The organism is Alienimonas sp. DA493 (genome assembly GCF_043951915.1).
Classification (GTDB): Bacteria; Planctomycetota; Planctomycetia; order Planctomycetales; family Planctomycetaceae; genus Alienimonas.
In genome coordinates, this window is sequence record NZ_JBINJD010000009.1 from 49,655 (window position 1) to 65,130 (window position 15,476).

A 15,476-nucleotide genomic window follows, 5' to 3' on the forward strand; every position below is an offset into this window, starting at 1 on the left:
TCCCGGCATGTCGCACGAACCCACGATCTTCCAGAAGATTCTCGACCGGGAAGTTCCCGCGGACGTGGTGCTCGAGACGGACGACTGCCTCGCCTTCCGCGACGTGAACCCGAAGGCCCCGGTGCACGTCCTGGTGATCCCGAAGAAGCCGCTGGTCAACCTCGCCGACGCGACCGACGGGGACGCCGAACTGCTCGGCAAGTGCCTGCGGGTCTGCGACGCGGTCGCCCAGCAGGAGGGCTGCGGCGACGCCTACCGCGTGGTGACGAACACCGGCGCCGGCGCCGGGCAGAGCGTGTTCCACCTGCACTTCCACGTGATGGGCGGCCGCGACATGGGTTGGCCGCCGGGGTGAGCTGGTGACGTCCCGCCGCGGAACCTTCGCCGCCCCGCCCGACGCTCCGAGCGGCTACGGATTTCATCTGCAAGACCGGCCCGGGGGCCGGGTGATCCGATTTCGTTCGCTCAGGCTCCGCTGGCCGATCATCCTCTGGGCGATCGCCGGCGGCTCCGCGTTGTTGCTGATTCCGCTGTGGTTTCGGCAACCGCCCGGGCAAGAGCGGTGGTTTCTGGCCGTCTTCACGTCCCTGTTCACCGGCCTCTGGACGATCGCCGCCGTGGCGGCCACTTGGCACTCGTCGAAGACCACGCATCTGCTGGTTGCTGGCCGCGAGGTGACGTTGAGAAAGCCGGGGGCGGGCTCATGCGTCATGGCAGTTCCGGCGGGCGGGCGGGCGCGAATCCGAGAATTGACCGGTTCAGAGCGTCGCGGCTCGTACGCGGTCGACATCGGACGCGGGGCGGAGATCTGCACCGTGGTCGAGCATTGGGGCGAACGGGAAGCGATCTGGCTTGTCGAGGCGATCAACGGCGGACTCGCCGAGACGGATGAACCGCCGCCTTCAGACGAAGGCCCTCCGGCCGGCGTGAGACTGATTGAAACCGGTCCCCCGCTGGTGATCGCGTTCCCCCCGGACCCCGCCCACGGGAGGAGCGTGCAGCAGTTCTTTCTGCTCTGGTGCCTGATGGTTCCAGTGGTCGGCGGCGTCGCTGCGTGGGGCGGGGCGTTTGACGGGGTCGGAAACGATCCGTTTCCGACCCTCGGGTTACTGATGTTCGTGCTGAACTTTCTGTTCGGGCTGGGCGGCGTTTGGCTCGGCGGTCGACTGCGACAGGTTTCGCACCGCATCACCGCGTCGCCGGAGCGGGTGACGGTGGAGACGGAGGGCGTGCTCGGGCCGGGCAAAGCCTCCCGCACCCCGAAGCCGGACGAACGAGCCGCCTGCGTCGAGTGCGGCCGCTATAACGACCGTACGCTGTGGCGGGTGCAATACGGCGCCGCGGACGACTCTTTCCCGCTCGCCTTCGCCACCGGCTTCGATCGCGCCCCTCGCGAGTGGGCCGCGGAGGCGATCAACGCCGCGACGCATCCGCGGGAGAACGCCCCGTGACGCCGCCCGGCTCCCGTATCGAAGTGGTCGAGCGCGGCGAGCGGCTCGTCCTGCGGGTCCCGGCCGGGGGGCCGCGGGCGAAATCGCTCCTGCTGTTCGCCGTGCTGTGGAATCTGATCTCCTGGGTGGTGGCCGGTGCCTTCTGGGGCGTGGCGTTCGCCAACGGCGTCGACTGGAGCCTGAAGCCGGCCGGCGGGCAAAACGATCCGGTGCCGTGGTTCGTGCTGCCGCTGACCGGGCTCTTCCCGGCGATCGGCGTCGGCCTGCTGATCTGGTGGGCGAAGCTGCGGTTCACCCGCACCCTGGTGTTCGCCGCCCCGGCCGCGGGCGGGGAACCGGCCACGGTCGCGGTGCGGACGGAGTGGTTCGGCCGGGAGACGACCCGCACCGTCCGGCCCGAACCCGGCGACCGGGCGGCGTTGGAGGTCGCCTACGAGGAAAACGACCGTCCCCGACACCGGGTGCGGGTCGGGCCGAAGTGGGGGGAGGATCGCACGGCAGTCTTCGGCGAGGCGTGGACCGACGAGGAGGTGCGGTGGGTCGCCGCGGAGATCAACCGGACTCTCGGCGTCGCGGAGGCGGAGGACGTCGGGCTGAGCGGTCCCGCGGCCCCGCCCCGCACGGCGCCCGCGGCCGCCGAGGGGCACGCCGACTCCCCCCACGTTCGGGCGGACCTCGACGCCCGGGGCCGGGCGGTCGTGGAGGCCCGCGCCTGGCCCGGTTGGCCGGCGAGCAAAGTCACGATGGTGGGGTTCCTCTCCGCGTTCGCCCTGGCGTGGTTTGCGGCGCTGGGGTTCGTCGCCGCCCAGGGGCTGCCCGCGGGCGGTCCGGGCCTGGGGGCGGCGCTCGGGCTGCTCGTTCTGACCCCCTTCGTACTGGTCGGGTTGGGGCTGATCAGCGTGGTGATTTTCCTCTGCCGGGCCGCGGTGCGGACGACGGTCGCGGAGGAGGGGCTGACGATCCGCTACGGGGCGGGAGCGCTGCGGTACACGCATCAGGTGCCGCGGGGGCGTATTGAAATTGAAGAGGTGGTGGTCTGGGAGAACTTCGGCACGATCCGCAACGCCGGCGGCGGGCGGCCGGTGCCGGTCGCCGCCGTCCGGGTCGATCCGCCGGTCAAACTGGGAGCGCACGTACCGCTGAGCCTCGGCGGGGGCCGCGAGGTGGCTGAGGACGTCGCCGGACTGGTGCGACACCGCCTCGAATCGGCCGGCTGGAGGCCGGTCCCCGATGGCCTCTGAGCCCGCCCCGCCGACGCCGATTCGCCCCGCCGCGGTACCGCTGGACGGCGCCGTTTTCGAGGCGTCTTTCGGCCCGTCGCCGGCCTCACGCCCGCTGGCGTTCTGCGGGGCCCTCGCCGCCCTCGCGGCCGCGGGGGTCGGGCTGCTGTTTCTGATCGAGACAGGACTGGGGATGCGGGCGCGGGGGCTGGCAACCCTGGGCGAACTGGCGCAGGGGTTGGCCTGTTCAGCCGTTCCGATACTCCTCTTGAGCGTTCACCTCTGGGAGTTCCGGCTCGAACTGGCCCGCAGTTGGTTCCGCGTCACGCCGGAGAGGCTCGAATGGGAGTGCGTCTGGTGGGGCGTGCGGCGGTTCGGGACGGTGGAGATCCTGCCGGGCGATGGGCTGCTGGACGAACCCGGCCCGTGGTTCGGGGAGGAAACCAAGGCGGCGGTCTCCGCGATCGTCGGCGGCAAGACGACGCCCCTCACCCGACGTCTGAGCGGCGAGGACGGCGCCCGGGTGCGGGCCGGCGTGGCGGGGGTCCTGGGCATGCTCCCCGCCGGCCGGCCGGTCGGGCCGTGGCTGGCGCCGGCCGATCCGCAGGCCCCGCCGTACCCGTTGGTGCGGGTCCACCATGATAGGAGGGGCCGACCGGCCGTCATCATGCCGCTGAACGCCCGGCGGGGGTGGGGGCGTTGGGTCTTTGTGGCGCTCGGTGTGGCGTTGGCGTCTGCGATTCCGACTTTCTGGTGGGAGCGGCGGTCGGAATGGGAGCCGGCCGCGCTTGGGTCGTCACTCGGGTGGTCCGTCTGGGCGGCGGCCGGGCTGATCACGGGAGCCGCGATCGCGGCGGCTCCGTGGGCCACGAGGCAGGTCGCGTTCCGGCGGGCCCGCAGCGTCGGCCCCCGCTGGCTGCGGGGGGAGGACCGACTGCTCGTCCGCACGGGCTGGGGCCGGCTGCGGTTCGGCCGGTCGGTTCGAGCCTCCGCCGTGCGTGACGTGGCGACGGCGCTCCACCTGCCGGCGCCGTGGGGATTGCCAGAGGCTCATACGAAGATCTCCGGGTTGGAAGCGTTTCGATACCGGCGGAACCCGGGGGCGGTTCTGGTTCACCCGGCCCGCTGGGCGCCCGCAGGGCGAACGGAACGGGCGCTGACCGGCCGCGCCCCCCAGGACCGTCCCGAGGCGTTCGCCGCCGCGGCGGCCGGAGCGGTGAAGGCGATGCTGATCGCCGAGGGCTGGCAGCCGCAGCCCCGGCAAGACTGGCGATTCGGCGTCTTCGAGGACGATCCCGCCGCCCCGTGACGCGGCCGCCGCCGGCCCCTCGCCTACCATCCCCGCGTGAGTTCTCCGCCCGACGCCTCCCGCTCCTCACGGCCCCGGCGGGAGCGGCGCGGGCGGCGGCTGGGGGCGATGCCGTTGCACGCGGCGGTGCTGACGCTCGCCTGGCCGGTGTTGGGGGAGCAGATTCTCGGGTTCGGCGTGGGGCTGTTCGACACCTGGCTCAGCGGGCGGATCGGCTCCGGGGCGACGGCGGCGGTGGGGCTGGCGGCGTACGTCGCCTGGCTGGCGACGATGCTGTTCGGGGTCGTCAGCGTCGGGGCGACGGCGATCGTCGCCCGTCACTGGGGCGCCGGGGAGACCGGCGCCGCCAACGCCGTCGCCAATCGCGTGCTCGGGCTGGGACTGATCGCCGGGGGGCTCTACTACGCCCTCGTCTGGTCGCTGGCCCCGACCTTCGCTGCGGGGCTGCGGTTGGAGGGGGAGGCGTTCGACATCGCCGTCCGCTACCTGCGGATCGACGGGTTGGGGCAGATCGTCACGGCGATGAGCCTCGCCGGGTTCGCGGCCCTGCGGGGAGCCGGCGACATGACCACGCCGCTGTTGATCGGGGCGGCAATGAACCTGCTGAACGCCGCCTCCAGTTGGGCGTTCGTCTACGGGATCGAGGCGGTCGGCCTGCCGGCCTGCGGGGCGAACGGCATCGTGTACGGCACCGTCGCGGCCCGCACGTTCGGCGGGCTGGCCCTGCTGGCGACCTTCGCCAGCGGCCGCACCCGGCTGCGGCTGCTCGCCGCCGAATTGCTGCCGGACCGGGCGACGACCGCCCGCGTGCTGAAGATCGGTCTGCCGGCGGCCGTGGACGGGGCGATCCGCTGGGCGGGACACTTCGTCTTCCTCGCCCTGATCGCCGGCCTGCCGCTGACCGCAGCGGCGGGGACCGGGAGCGGTTCGGGGACCGAAGACGGCGGGGAAACGACCTTCGCCGCCCACATCGTCGCGGTGCGGCTGGAGGCGATCACCTATTTGCCCTCGGTCGCCTGGGGGGCCGCGGCGGCGACGATCGTGGGGCAGAGCCTCGGGGCGAAGCGGCTGCGGCGGGCGAAGGCCGTCGGGCACGTGGCCGCGGGACAGTGCGCGGCGCTGGGGGCGCTCATCAGCGCCCTGTTCCTGCTGGCGGCGGAGCCGCTGGTCGCCTTCATGCACCTCGACCCCGCCGTGCGGGCCGAGGCCGCCCCCGCCCTGCGGACGCTGGGGCTCTGCCAGATCCCGCTGACCGGCAGCATCGTGTACGTGACGGCGCTGCGGGGGGCGGGCGAGACGCGGGCGCCGCTGCTGCTCACCCTGGCGGGGATGTACGGGTTGCGGTTGCCGCTGGCGTGGCTCGGCGGCGTGTGGCTGGGCTGGGGTTTGCCGGGGGCGTACCTGGGGATGTTCGGGGACGTGTTGTTCCGGGCGACGGCGGGCGGGATCTGGTTCCGCGTCGGCGGGTGGTGGCGGAAGGAGGTCTGAGTCGCCACATTGGATGCGTTCGCCCTTCCCGTTGCCGTTTGAGGTTCCGCCCGATGCTCCGTTCCCGCGTTTTGCTCGCCGGCCTGTGCGTGCCGCTGCTCGCCGCCACCGCGGCCGGCTTTCAGGAGTGGAAAAGCGGCATCAAGTGGCAGGAGCCGGAGATCGTCACCCCGGGCGAGACCGCCGCCGCTCCGCCCTCGGACGCGATCATCCTGTTCGGCGGCACCGACCTGTCGGCGTGGGAGGGCGGCGACAAGTGGAAGATCGAACACGGCGTCGCCACGGTGAACGGCGGCACGATCAAGACGAAGCAGTCCTTCGGCGACTGCCAGGTCCACCTGGAGTTCCGCACCCCCGCCGAGGTGAAGGGCAGCGGGCAGGGCCGCGGCAACAGCGGTCTGCACCTGATGGGTCAGTACGAGGTGCAGATCCTCGACTCCTACGACAACACCACCTACTACGACGGCCAAGCCTCGGCGATCTACAAGCAGAGCCCGCCGCTGGTGAACGCCTCCCGCCCGCCCGGTACCTGGCAGACCTACGACATCGTCTTCGAGGCCCCGCGGTTCGACGAGAACGGCGCCCTTGTCCGCCCGGCGTACGTCACCGTGCTGCACAACGGCGTCGCCACGCAGGTGCACCAGGAGATCCTCGGCGGGACCGCCTGGCACAAGCCGCCCAGCTACGACAGCACGGCCGAGAAGGGCCCGATGACCCTCCAGTGGCACAACAACCCGGTCAGCTTCCGCAATATCTGGGTGCGGGAATTGGACCTCGACCGCGGCGAGGAGTACCCGGACGCCTGACGCCCGGTTCCCGTTCACTGCCGATCCGCTTCGCCGCCCTCGCCGAGTTCGCCCCGATGATCCGTCGCTCCACGTTGCTCGCCGGCTTCTGTCTGCCGGCGCTCGCCGCCACCGCGGTCGGCTTTCAGGAGTGGAAAAGCGGCATCGAGTGGCGGGAGCCCCCGCTCGTCACGCCCGGCGAGACCGCGGCGGACCCGCCCTCGGACGCGATCATCCTGTTCGGCGGGACGAACCTCGACGCCTTCCACGGCGGCGAGAAGTGGGAGGTGAAGCACGGCGTCGCCACCGCCGGCGGCGGGAGCATTCGCACCAAGCAAAAGTTCGGCGACGTCCAGGTGCACCTGGAGTTCCGCACCCCCGCCGAGGTGGAGGGCCAGGGACAGGGCCGCGGCAACAGCGGGCTGTACCTGATGAACCGCTACGAGGTGCAGATCATGGACTCGTACGAGAATAAGACCTCGTACGACAGCCAGGCCGCGGCCCTCTACAAGCAGAGCCCGCCGCTGGTGAACGCCTGCCGCCCGCCCGGCGCCTGGCAGACCTACGACGTGCTGTTCGAGGCCCCGCGGTTCGACGAGAACGGCGTCGTCGTCCGCCCGGCCTATGCCACGGTGCTGCACAACGGCGTCGTGGTGCAGGTCCGCAAACAGCTCCGCGGGGCCACCGCCCGCAACCCGCGGCTGGGCCGCCGACACGTCTACGAGGCCCACCCGCTGAAGGAGTCGTTCAACCTCCAGTGGCACGGCGACAAGGTCAGCTTCCGCAACATCTGGGTGCGGGAGTTGGAACTAGATCGCGGCGAGACCTACCCGGATGCCTAGCCGCTGAGCCCCGACCGTGAGGAAGGGGCCGTACGCCGGTGTGCGAACATCGGGACGCCTGCAACGCCGGTCGGTCCCGTGTGAAAGGCCCCTCCCTCACGGTCGGGGCTCGCCGACTCGGCTACGGCAGTTCGTACCCCGCTTCCCGCAGCCATTTGGCGACGGTCAGCAGGGGCAGGCCAATGACGGCGGTCCAGTCGGCGGCGTCGATCCGCTCGAACAGCGCCAGCCCGCCGGGCTCCTCCAGTTTGAAGCTGCCGGCGCAGTCGACCGGGTTCACCTTCGCCACGTACGCCCGCAGACGGTCGTCGGAGAGCGGGTGCAGGGTGAGGTCGGACCGCACCACGGTCGCCCGCCGCCGGGCACCCGGGCCGGCGAGGGCGACGCCGCAGAACAGGCTCAGCCCGCCGTCGCGGGCGGCGATCAGTTGGGCCAGCGCCCGCTCCGGCGTGCCGGGCTTGGAGACGATCTCGCCCCCCGCCACCGCGACCTGGTCGCTGCCGAGGCAGGCCGCGTGCGGGTTCCGCTCCGCGACGGCCGCCGCCTTCATCACGGCGAGGCGTTCGGCGAGGGCGGCGGGGTCCGTCATTACCGCCGTCACCGCCTCCTCGTCCACCCCCGGCGACTGCTGCGCGTACGGCACGCCGAGGCGGTCCAGCAGCATCGCCCGGTAGGGCGAGGTGCTGGCGAGGATCAACGGCGGGGCGGGGGATTCGGCTCCGCTCATTTCGACTCGACGACCGTCACGGTCAGCCGGCCGATGACTTCGAGCATCGGCAGGAAGCTGGCGACCGGGGAGGCGTCGTCGTCGCTCAGGTCGCTCCGGCCCAGCAGCAGATGGCCGCCGCCGATGCCGCCGCCGGTGATCGTGGGGTCCAGCGGCACCCACAGGGCCTCGGCGGGGCCGGCCGGGCCGTCGGCGTCCAGCAGGGCCTCGACCCACATGTGCCCGCCCATCTGCCCACGGCCGGGGATCGTCACCAGCCCGACACAGACCCGGCTGGGCACGCCGCGGGCCCGCAGCATCGCGGCGCACAGCACGCTGTGCTCCGTGCAGTCCCCGGCGAGTTTCTCCGCCACCTCCGCGGCACTGGCCAGGGCGGTGCTGAAGTTCTTGTCCGTCAGCACCCGGCCGACGTACTCCGCACAGCCCAACGCAATCCGCCCGGCGGGGGCGTCCTTCGGCGCCGCGGCCATGGCGTGCTCGATCACCCGCGGATCGTCGCTCTGCAGGTAGCGGGTCGGCTTGAGCAGATCCGGGGCGTTCCCCGCCGTCGCCTCCCGCGGGATCGGCAGCCCGACGACGGTGACGAGGGCCTGTTCGCCCCGCCCCTTCAGGGGTTGCACCGTCTGGGAGGCCGTCGAAAGGAACAGCTTCGTCGCTTGGGCGTCCTCCACCGACACCCGGTAGACCACCTTCTCCGTCTGGTGGACGTTCGGCACCACGTCCACCGGGACCAGCGTGTCGAAGCCCATGTCCGCCCCCTTATTGAAGACGGCCCGCAGGGCCTCCTCCTTGCTCACCTCGTAGGTGAGCAGCGTTTGGCCGAGGAAGTCCATCGACTCGAAGACGGACTCGCCCTCTTCATCGACGTAGAGCGTCGTCGGGAACGGCAGCACGTCCTGGGCGACCGTCACTTTGGTGAGCGTGCGGCGCTCGCCGGTCGGCGTCTCCACCTCTTCCGCGGCGGCGGCCTTGGTGAGGGTGACCGTGCCGACCTTGCCCAGTTCGGGGAAGTAGGTCTGGAAGCTGACGGGTTCGCCGGGTTGCAGCCGGTCGCCCTTGAGCAGGTCGTCGAGATAGCTGGGGCTCTTCAGGTCGGCCGGCAGGGCGACCTCGCGGGTCGACTCGGTCCCGCCGACGGTGGTGGTGACGCGCAGCACGTCCCCGTCCCGCACGCCGACGGCCCGGGTCGGGGCGGAGCCGGGGTTCTTCGTGACGAGGGTGAACGACCGCAGGTCGCCCTCGGCGGACTCCTCCGTCTCCAGGTCGACCGACATCGCGATCGACTGGCCGAACCGCTGGAAGGTCATGCTGGTTTCGGTCTCCGTGCGGGAGCCGGCGTCCGGACCGTCGCCGAGCGGGACCGTCGCGGTGCGGGTCCAGCCGATCTTCTCCCCGCCGAGCGTGAGCACCGCCCAGGTCGTCTCCCCGGCGGGGTTCAGATCGGTCCCCTCCGCCGCGACGGGGGCGCCGGCGGCGGGGCTCTCCTGAGCCGAGGCGGGCGACGCCGGCAGGAGCAAGAGGGCGGCGGCGAGCAGCAGCGCCGCGGACGGCGGGACGGACGAGCGAAGCATGCGGGACCAGACGGGCGAACGGCGGGGCCGGACATCCTACCGGGAGCGGCCGCCCGCGTGCAGACGGCCGGGTCCGGCGGGGTTTGCGGGCGACGGCGGGCCTGCGGGCCGGGACGAGGCGTGCGGGCTGCTCCGACCGCGCCGGGCGACGGATCGGCTTCCGTGCGGGCGCGGAGGGAAACTTCGCGCCCGCCCCCCCGATGCGGGGTAGGTTCCTTCGCGGCCGTGGCGGTTCGCTCCCGTTCCCCGTCGGGGACTCCGCGGGAGGGATCGAACGACGACCGCCGCCGCTGAGGAGGACGCGGCCGCCGAACGGCATGGGGTTCCTGACGACCCCCCGTCGGTCCGGCTCCCCGCCCCTCCCCGCCCGACGCCGGTATGAGTTTCCTCACCGAATTCCTGAAGACCCGCGGCGCCGGCCCCGACCCGTCCGCCCCCAGCAGCTTCGGCGGGCTCTCCGACGAGCAGTTGGAACGGCACCTGAAGGTCGCCACCTACGGCGACTTCACGCTGACCGACGCCGTCCGCCCCGCCTATGACCTGCGGGTCGTCCCGAAGGCCGGCTACCGCCGCGATCACTTCGTGGACTCCGCCAGCGGCGTGCGGGTGCCGGTGCTGATGGCCGCCGCCAGCCGGGAGAACCTGTTCGAGCTGTTCCTCGATCTGCTCGACCCGCTGGGGGACGAGGTGGACGTGGTCCTCGAAAGCAGCCACGCCGCCGGCAAGAGCGGCCACAAGGACCTCGTCCGTGAGGGCATCGACCTGCCGGTCCTCAAAAGCGCCCTGTACGACTACGAGGAGGAGATCCTCGACGACGGCTGCCTCGGCATCGCCGTGCTGAACGCCAAGGTCCCGCTGGAGGTCCAGTTCGACGAGCACAAGCTGCTCGTGATGTACGGCCAGGACCTGTTCGAATTCGAAAAGGTCCTGTTCGAGCACCGCCTGACCCGGGACGACGGCATGAAGTTCGTCACCGAGGCCGAACACGTCCACAGCAGCACGGACGAACTCGCCGAGGCGTTCAGCCAGCTCTCCTACGAGATCAGCGCCGAGGCGTGAAAAGGGGAAAGGGGTGAGGCGTAAGGCGTCAGTGACAGGGGGCGTTCCCCGAGACTTACGCCTTACGCCTCGCCCCTTACGCCTGCCGCAAAGCGGCCTATTCCTCGTCCAGCTTGAGGAAGGTGTAGAGCCGGTCGCTGCCGCGGAGGATGTCGCAGCGGAGCATCTTCACGTCGTCGTCGGCGGCCAGGTTGAGGATGTAGGCGAAGTCGGCGGGGATCAGCGTGCTGAAGTCGTGCAGGCCCAGCAGGATGTCGCCGGCTTTGATCAGCGCCCGGTCGGCCGGGCCGCCGGAGCGGACCTCGGCGACGCGGTAGCCGCCCTTGTAGCCGAACTCCGCCAGCCGTTCGCCAGGCGTGGCGACGACCCGTTCGATCTTGCAGCCGGAGCGGGCCTCGAACCGCTGCACGGCGTCGTCGGCGGTGGCCTTCTTCGGGGGCGGCTCCACGGTGCGGGCCGCGGCGGTGCGGGCCGCGATCTGCCGAGTCTGGCTCGGGACCTGGGCGACGGCCCGGCCGGCGCCGGGGAGGCTCAGGGAGACCGGCACCCGGTTCCCGTCCCGCAGCACCGTCAGGGTGACTGTCTCGCCGGGACGCACGCCCAGCAGGGCCCGCTCGAAGTCGGCGGCGTCCTCGACCGGGGTGCGGCCGACGCGTTCCACCACGTCCCCGCGGTTCAGCCCGCCGCGGCCGGCCGGGCTGCGGGGATCCACCCGGGCCACCACCGCCTGCTTGCTGCTCGGCGTCTTCCGGTCCGCGAACTGCGCCCCGTGGGTGCGGTTCTCCAGCCGTTCGACGCTCATCAGTTCCGCGAGCACCTCCCGGGCGTCGTCGATCGGGATGGCGAACCCGATCCGCTGGGCGCCGGCCCGAATGGCGACGTTGATGCCGATCACCTCGCCCCGCACGTTGATCAGCGGCCCGCCGCTGTTGCCCGGGTTGATGCTGGCGTCGGTCTGGATGAGGTTCCGGTAGCTCTGCGTCTCCGTCACCTCCACGTCGCGGAACAGCTGGGAGATGATCCCCTTGGAGACGGTGTGTTCGTAGCCGAAGGCGTTGCCGATGGCGATGACCGTCTCGCCCCGCATCAGATCGCAGCTGGTGCCCAGCGGCATCACCGGGAGGTTGTCGGCGTCGATCTTGACCAGCGCCAGGTCGTGCTGGGGGTCGACGGACAGCGTGCGGGCGACGTAGCTGGCGCCGGATTCGTCGGTGGCCCGCAGGCTCTCCACCCCGTCGACGACGTGATGGTTGGTGAGCAGATACCCCCGCGGGTCGACCACGATCGCCGTACCCATCCCGTTGACCTTCCGCGGCTTGCGGGAGCCGAAGACGGGTTCGTCGTCGTAGGTCGTTTTGACGGAGTGCAGGTTCAGCACGCTCGGCGCCGCCCGCCGCACGGCCGCCACCGTGGGGGAGATGCGGGAGACGGCGGCGTAGTCCGGCGCCTGTTCCGGCGCCTGGGCGAACCCGGGCGTGGGCCCGCAGAGGAGGGCGAGCAAGGTCAGGCGGGCGGCGACGCCGGTGCGGCTCATCGCATCTCCGTGGACGGTCCCGCGGGCGAGTCCAACGAGGGCGGAGCCGCGGGCGGCGAGCGGAGAATCGGTGTGAATCATGCGACGCTCGCCGGGGCGCGGTGCCGCCCCCGTCCTGCGCGACCGCCGCGGAGAAGGGGGTGAGGCGTGGGTGTCCGTTCCGTGCGGGGGGCCGCAATCCGGCTCCCCGCCGGGCCGTCTTCGACGGTTCGTCAAACCGCCCTTGACGCCCCGCGACCGGTCCCGCACAGATTCCCGCCCCGCCTCCGCACCACCCCGCACGGCCGTTACGGGCGGCGCGGAAACTGAGCGTCCCAAGCGCTTCGACGCCCCGGATCCGCCGCCCTCCCGGTCCCGACGCGGCGCCCCGTCGACGGTCTGGCGGCGGCCCGGCAGCGGCCCGGCGGAGCCCTGTCGACGGCATGGCGGCGATCGGTGGGAGGCGAAGGGGCCGCGGTCCGGTACACTCCCCCGACCGAACCAACGCCCCTCGCGCCATGTCCGCCCCCGAACCGCCGCCCGCCGCGCCCACCCGCCGGGAGAAGCTCGAACGCCTGCTCGCCGACGACCCCGGCGACGCCTTCCTCCGCTATTCCCTCGCGCTCGAATTGGCCAAGACCGACGAGGACGCCGCCCTGCGGGAGTTCGACCGCGTGATCGAGGAGCACCCGGACTACGTCCCCGCCTACTTCATGAAGGGGCAGACTCTCGCCCGCGGCGACCGGGACGAGGAGGCCCGCGAGACGCTGACGGCCGGCATCGAGGTGGCCACCCGCACCGGCGACGACCACGCCGCCGGCGAAATGAGCGGCTTCCTCGAGACGCTGGGCTGATGACGGACCACGTCCCCGAGCGCCTGAGGTGCGACCTCCGAGAACTCGCCGAGACGCAGGAGCGCCCCGGCGCCGACGCCGCGCCCGCCTTCCGCCGCATGGCCGAGGACGGCGTCACCGGCTGGGCGATCCCGCCGCAGTTCGGCGGCGCCGGGCTCTCCTCGGCGGAGATCATGGCCGGCTACGAGGCCCTCGCCGCGGAGAACCTCTGCGCCACCTTCGTCCTCACGCAGTTCAACGCCGCCGTCGGCCGGCTCGTGCCCAGCGAGAACGAGGCCCTGAAAGCGGAGTTGCTGCCCAAGCTCGCCGCCGCGGAGCAGTTCGTCACCGTCGGCATCAGCCACCTCACGACCTCCCGCCGCCACCTCGGCGAACCGGCGGTGAAGGCGACTGCGGAGGGCGACGGCTACAGGCTTTCCGGCACGCTGCCCTGGTGCACCGGGGCCGGCATGGCGGATCGCATCCTCGCCGGCGCCGAGCTGCCCGACGGCCGGCAGTTCCTCGCCTTTATCAAGACGGACGCCCCCGGCGTCACGGTCGCCGACCCGCCGGAGCTGCTCGCCCTGACCGCCAGCGCCACCACCTCGCTGACGTTGGACGACGTGCAGATCGGCTCCGGCGCCGTCGTCAGCGGGCCGGTCGCAGAGGTGATGAAGCAGGGCAGCGGCGGCACCGGGTCGGTCGGCACCAGCGCCCTGGCCGTCGGCCACGCCGCCGGCTCCCTGCGGGGGCTCGCCGGGGAGGCGGAGAAACGACCGGAGCTGCGGGAGACGCTCGATCCGCTGGAGCGGGAACGAGAGAAGCTTTCCGCGGACATTCAGCGGATCGCCGCCGCGACCTCGACGGACGAACTGCCCGAGGGACTGAACGCCCAGTCGGTGCGGACGCGGGCGAATTCGCTCTGCCTCCGCAGCGCCCAGGCGTACCTGACGGCCAGCAAGGGGGCCGGCTTCGTCGCCGGGCACCCGGCCGGCCGGTTCGTGCGGGAGGCGATGTTCTTCCAGGTCTGGAGCTGCCCCGCCCCCGTCGCCGCCGCCGCCCTCCGGGAGTTCGCCTGCGGCCTCTGACCGCTACTGCACCCGGCGGATTCGGAACTCCCCGCCGGCCGCCTGCGCCCCGTGGGGAACGCGGGCGGGTGAAGAGAGAGCGGCCCACGCTTCCAGCAGGTCCCGGGCGACCGGGGCGGCGTCGGCCCCGCCGCTGCCGCCATGCTCCAGCATCACGCAGACGGCGACCGCCGGCCGATCGGCCCCCGGCAGCGTGCCGTACCCGGCGAACCAGGCGTGACTCGGCTTCCCCCCGCCGACCTGGGCGGTGCCCGTCTTCCCTGCCACCCGCAACCGCTGCGAGCGGGCGTACCGATAGGCGGTGCCCAGCGGATCGTTGACCGCCCGGTCCATGCCCGACCGCAGGGCGAGCCACGTGCGCTCCGCCAACTCCACCGGTACGCCGTCGCCGTGAGGCGACGCGTTCCCCGGACCCGCGCCGCCTGACGGCGACGGCGGATCGGGGAGGGTCAGACGGGGAGCGACCAGCCGCCCCCCGTTCGCGATCGCGGCGGTCATTCGGCAGACCTGCAGCGGCGTCGCCGTCACCTCCCCCTGCCCCACGCCGGTCTCGATCAGCAGATCACGGGAGATCGCCTCGTCCTCCGCCGGCAGCACGGAACCGGCTCGCTCCCCCGGCAGCCCGGTCCCGGGGGCGACGCCGAAGCCGAAACGGTTCGCCCAGCGCCGCACGTCCGCGGGGCCGAGGCGGTCGGCGGCGTCGAAGCACCACACGTTGCAGCTTCGGCAGAGAGCGTCGGCGGGCTTCACGTAGCCGTGCCCGACCTCCTGCTGGATGAAGCAGGCGCAGCGGTGTCGCTCCGGCCGGTCGAGGTAGCCGCGGCATTCGATCGAGCCGTCGCCGAACACCACGCCCTCCTCCAGGGCCGCGGCGACGATCACCGGTTTGAACACGCTGCCCGGCGGCAGGGCCGCAGCGGTGACGCGGTCCAACAGCGGCGCCCGCGGGTCGGTCCGCAGTTCGTCCCACCGCTCCGGATCGCGGAGATCGGCCGGGTCGTAGCTCGGCAGGCTCGCCGCCGCCAGCACGGCGCCGGTGTTCACGTCCATCAGCACCGCGGCGGCGCCGGTGGGAATCGGGCGTCCTTCCGGCGGCGTCATCGCGACCGCCAGCCGGGCGACGACGCGGCTTTGCAGGTCGGCCCGGACCGTCAGCCGCACGTCCCGGCCGGGCCGCGGCGGTTCGAGCAGTTCCGTCCGCACCGTCGCCCCCCGCCGGTCCTCCCAGATGCGGCGGGAGCCGGGGCGGTGGGTGAGCACGCCGTCGAACGCCGCCTCGACGCCCGTCAGTCCGGTGCGAACCTCCTCGCCCCCCTCCTCCACCGGCCGCGTGGTGCGGAGGCCGACGAGGTGCGGGGTTGGCAGCCCCTCCGCGGTGCGGCGGCCCACGACCGGCACGACCCGCACGCCGGGGAAGCGGTCCGGGGAGCCCTCGATCGCCGCGGCCACCCGCGGCCCCAGCCCGGACAGCGCCCGGTGGTAAGCGAGTTCCTCCGCCAGCGTGTCGTCCACCATCCGGCCGCGGTCCGGGGGCGTGGTGAGTTCCGCGATAACCCGGTCCAGCGGGCCGTCGCCGATCGCGGCGGCCCG

Annotated in this window: 14 protein-coding genes; 10 read left to right on the top strand and 4 right to left on the bottom strand. The window is 72.6% G+C overall.

Features of this window, described 5'->3' with window-relative positions; genetic code table 11:
- Nucleotides 1-7: 7 nt before the first annotated feature.
- The 7 genes from ACG2DA_RS02555 to ACG2DA_RS02585 all read left to right on the top strand — a co-directional run bounded on the left by ACG2DA_RS02555 (nt 8) and on the right by ACG2DA_RS02585 (nt 7,095).
- Nucleotides 8-355, top strand: a complete 348-nt coding sequence (locus ACG2DA_RS02555) for a histidine triad nucleotide-binding protein (RefSeq protein ID WP_395253896.1) — start codon at nt 8-10, stop codon at nt 353-355.
- Between the two features lie 4 nt (nt 356-359).
- Nucleotides 360-1,451 (top strand): hypothetical protein, encoded by a 1,092-nt coding sequence (locus tag ACG2DA_RS02560; protein WP_395253897.1) that lies wholly within the window; start codon nt 360-362, stop codon nt 1,449-1,451.
- Nucleotides 1,448-2,692 carry a hypothetical protein gene (locus tag ACG2DA_RS02565; RefSeq protein WP_395253898.1) on the top strand — a complete coding sequence of 415 codons (1,245 nt, stop codon included), beginning with the start codon at nt 1,448-1,450 and terminating at the stop codon, nt 2,690-2,692. The genes ACG2DA_RS02560 and ACG2DA_RS02565 overlap by 4 nt, the downstream gene beginning before the upstream one ends.
- Nucleotides 2,682-3,980, top strand: coding sequence for a hypothetical protein (locus tag ACG2DA_RS02570; protein WP_395253899.1), 1,299 nt, complete (start codon nt 2,682-2,684; stop codon nt 3,978-3,980). Before ACG2DA_RS02565 ends, ACG2DA_RS02570 begins: the two co-directional genes overlap by 11 nt.
- A gap of 108 nt (nt 3,981-4,088) precedes the next feature.
- Nucleotides 4,089-5,468, top strand: a complete 1,380-nt coding sequence (locus ACG2DA_RS02575) for an MATE family efflux transporter (RefSeq protein WP_395253900.1) — start codon at nt 4,089-4,091, stop codon at nt 5,466-5,468.
- A 53-nt stretch (nt 5,469-5,521) separates the two neighbouring features.
- Nucleotides 5,522-6,274: a DUF1080 domain-containing protein gene (locus tag ACG2DA_RS02580; RefSeq protein ID WP_395253901.1), complete on the top strand. Its 753-nt coding sequence runs from the start codon at nt 5,522-5,524 to the stop codon at nt 6,272-6,274.
- 56 nt (nt 6,275-6,330) lie between these two features.
- A complete protein-coding gene (locus ACG2DA_RS02585; RefSeq protein WP_395253902.1) occupies nt 6,331-7,095 on the top strand; it encodes a DUF1080 domain-containing protein in 765 nt (254 codons plus the stop codon).
- 121 nt (nt 7,096-7,216) lie between these two features.
- On the opposite strand, the gene ACG2DA_RS02590 is transcribed toward ACG2DA_RS02585, so the two are convergent.
- Nucleotides 7,217-7,822 carry a Maf family protein gene (locus ACG2DA_RS02590; protein ID WP_395253903.1) on the bottom strand — a complete coding sequence of 202 codons (606 nt, stop codon included), beginning with the start codon at nt 7,820-7,822 and terminating at the stop codon, nt 7,217-7,219.
- Nucleotides 7,819-9,393, bottom strand: coding sequence for a transglutaminase family protein (locus tag ACG2DA_RS02595; RefSeq protein ID WP_395253904.1), 1,575 nt, complete (start codon nt 9,391-9,393; stop codon nt 7,819-7,821). The genes ACG2DA_RS02590 and ACG2DA_RS02595 overlap by 4 nt, the downstream gene beginning before the upstream one ends.
- A gap of 378 nt (nt 9,394-9,771) precedes the next feature.
- Here ACG2DA_RS02595 and ACG2DA_RS02600 point away from each other — a divergent pair, with 378 nt between their 5' ends.
- The gene (locus ACG2DA_RS02600; RefSeq protein ID WP_395253905.1) at nt 9,772-10,452 is read left to right on the top strand and encodes a hypothetical protein; all 681 of its coding nucleotides are present in this window, start codon (nt 9,772-9,774) and stop codon (nt 10,450-10,452) included.
- A gap of 97 nt (nt 10,453-10,549) precedes the next feature.
- Here the strand turns inward: ACG2DA_RS02600 and ACG2DA_RS02605 are convergent, their stop codons facing one another.
- Complete coding sequence (locus ACG2DA_RS02605; protein WP_395253906.1) at nt 10,550-12,067, bottom strand: trypsin-like peptidase domain-containing protein; 1,518 nt, start codon at nt 12,065-12,067, stop codon at nt 10,550-10,552.
- Nucleotides 12,068-12,483: 416 nt separating this feature from the next.
- On the opposite strand from ACG2DA_RS02605, the gene ACG2DA_RS02610 reads away from it, so the two are divergent.
- On the top strand, nt 12,484-12,819 hold the full coding sequence (locus ACG2DA_RS02610; RefSeq protein WP_395253907.1) for a tetratricopeptide repeat protein: 336 nt from the start codon (nt 12,484-12,486) through the stop codon (nt 12,817-12,819).
- On the top strand, nt 12,819-13,886 hold the full coding sequence (locus ACG2DA_RS02615) for an acyl-CoA dehydrogenase family protein (RefSeq protein ID WP_395253908.1): 1,068 nt from the start codon (nt 12,819-12,821) through the stop codon (nt 13,884-13,886). Before ACG2DA_RS02610 ends, ACG2DA_RS02615 begins: the two co-directional genes overlap by 1 nt.
- A gap of 3 nt (nt 13,887-13,889) precedes the next feature.
- Here ACG2DA_RS02615 and ACG2DA_RS02620 read toward each other — a convergent pair.
- The coding region (locus ACG2DA_RS02620; protein WP_395253909.1) for a peptidoglycan D,D-transpeptidase FtsI family protein at nt 13,890-15,476 on the bottom strand (1,587 nt) is incomplete at its 5' end.

Excerpts from the sequence above, each read along its gene's own strand:
- ACG2DA_RS02555 (WP_395253896.1), top strand. The coding sequence starts at position 8 with ATGTCGCACGAACCCACGATCTTCCAGAAGATTCTCGACCGGGAAGTT.
- ACG2DA_RS02570 (WP_395253899.1), top strand. The coding sequence starts at position 2,682 with ATGGCCTCTGAGCCCGCCCCGCCGACGCCGATTCGCCCCGCCGCGGTA.
- ACG2DA_RS02575 (WP_395253900.1), top strand. The coding sequence starts at position 4,089 with ATGCCGTTGCACGCGGCGGTGCTGACGCTCGCCTGGCCGGTGTTGGGG.
- ACG2DA_RS02580 (WP_395253901.1), top strand. The coding sequence starts at position 5,522 with ATGCTCCGTTCCCGCGTTTTGCTCGCCGGCCTGTGCGTGCCGCTGCTC.
- ACG2DA_RS02585 (WP_395253902.1), top strand. The coding sequence starts at position 6,331 with ATGATCCGTCGCTCCACGTTGCTCGCCGGCTTCTGTCTGCCGGCGCTC.
- ACG2DA_RS02590 (WP_395253903.1), bottom strand. The coding sequence starts at position 7,822 with ATGAGCGGAGCCGAATCCCCCGCCCCGCCGTTGATCCTCGCCAGCACC.
- ACG2DA_RS02595 (WP_395253904.1), bottom strand. The coding sequence starts at position 9,393 with ATGCTTCGCTCGTCCGTCCCGCCGTCCGCGGCGCTGCTGCTCGCCGCC.
- ACG2DA_RS02600 (WP_395253905.1), top strand. The coding sequence starts at position 9,772 with ATGAGTTTCCTCACCGAATTCCTGAAGACCCGCGGCGCCGGCCCCGAC.
- ACG2DA_RS02605 (WP_395253906.1), bottom strand. The coding sequence starts at position 12,067 with ATGATTCACACCGATTCTCCGCTCGCCGCCCGCGGCTCCGCCCTCGTT.
- ACG2DA_RS02610 (WP_395253907.1), top strand. The coding sequence starts at position 12,484 with ATGTCCGCCCCCGAACCGCCGCCCGCCGCGCCCACCCGCCGGGAGAAG.
- ACG2DA_RS02615 (WP_395253908.1), top strand. The coding sequence starts at position 12,819 with ATGACGGACCACGTCCCCGAGCGCCTGAGGTGCGACCTCCGAGAACTC.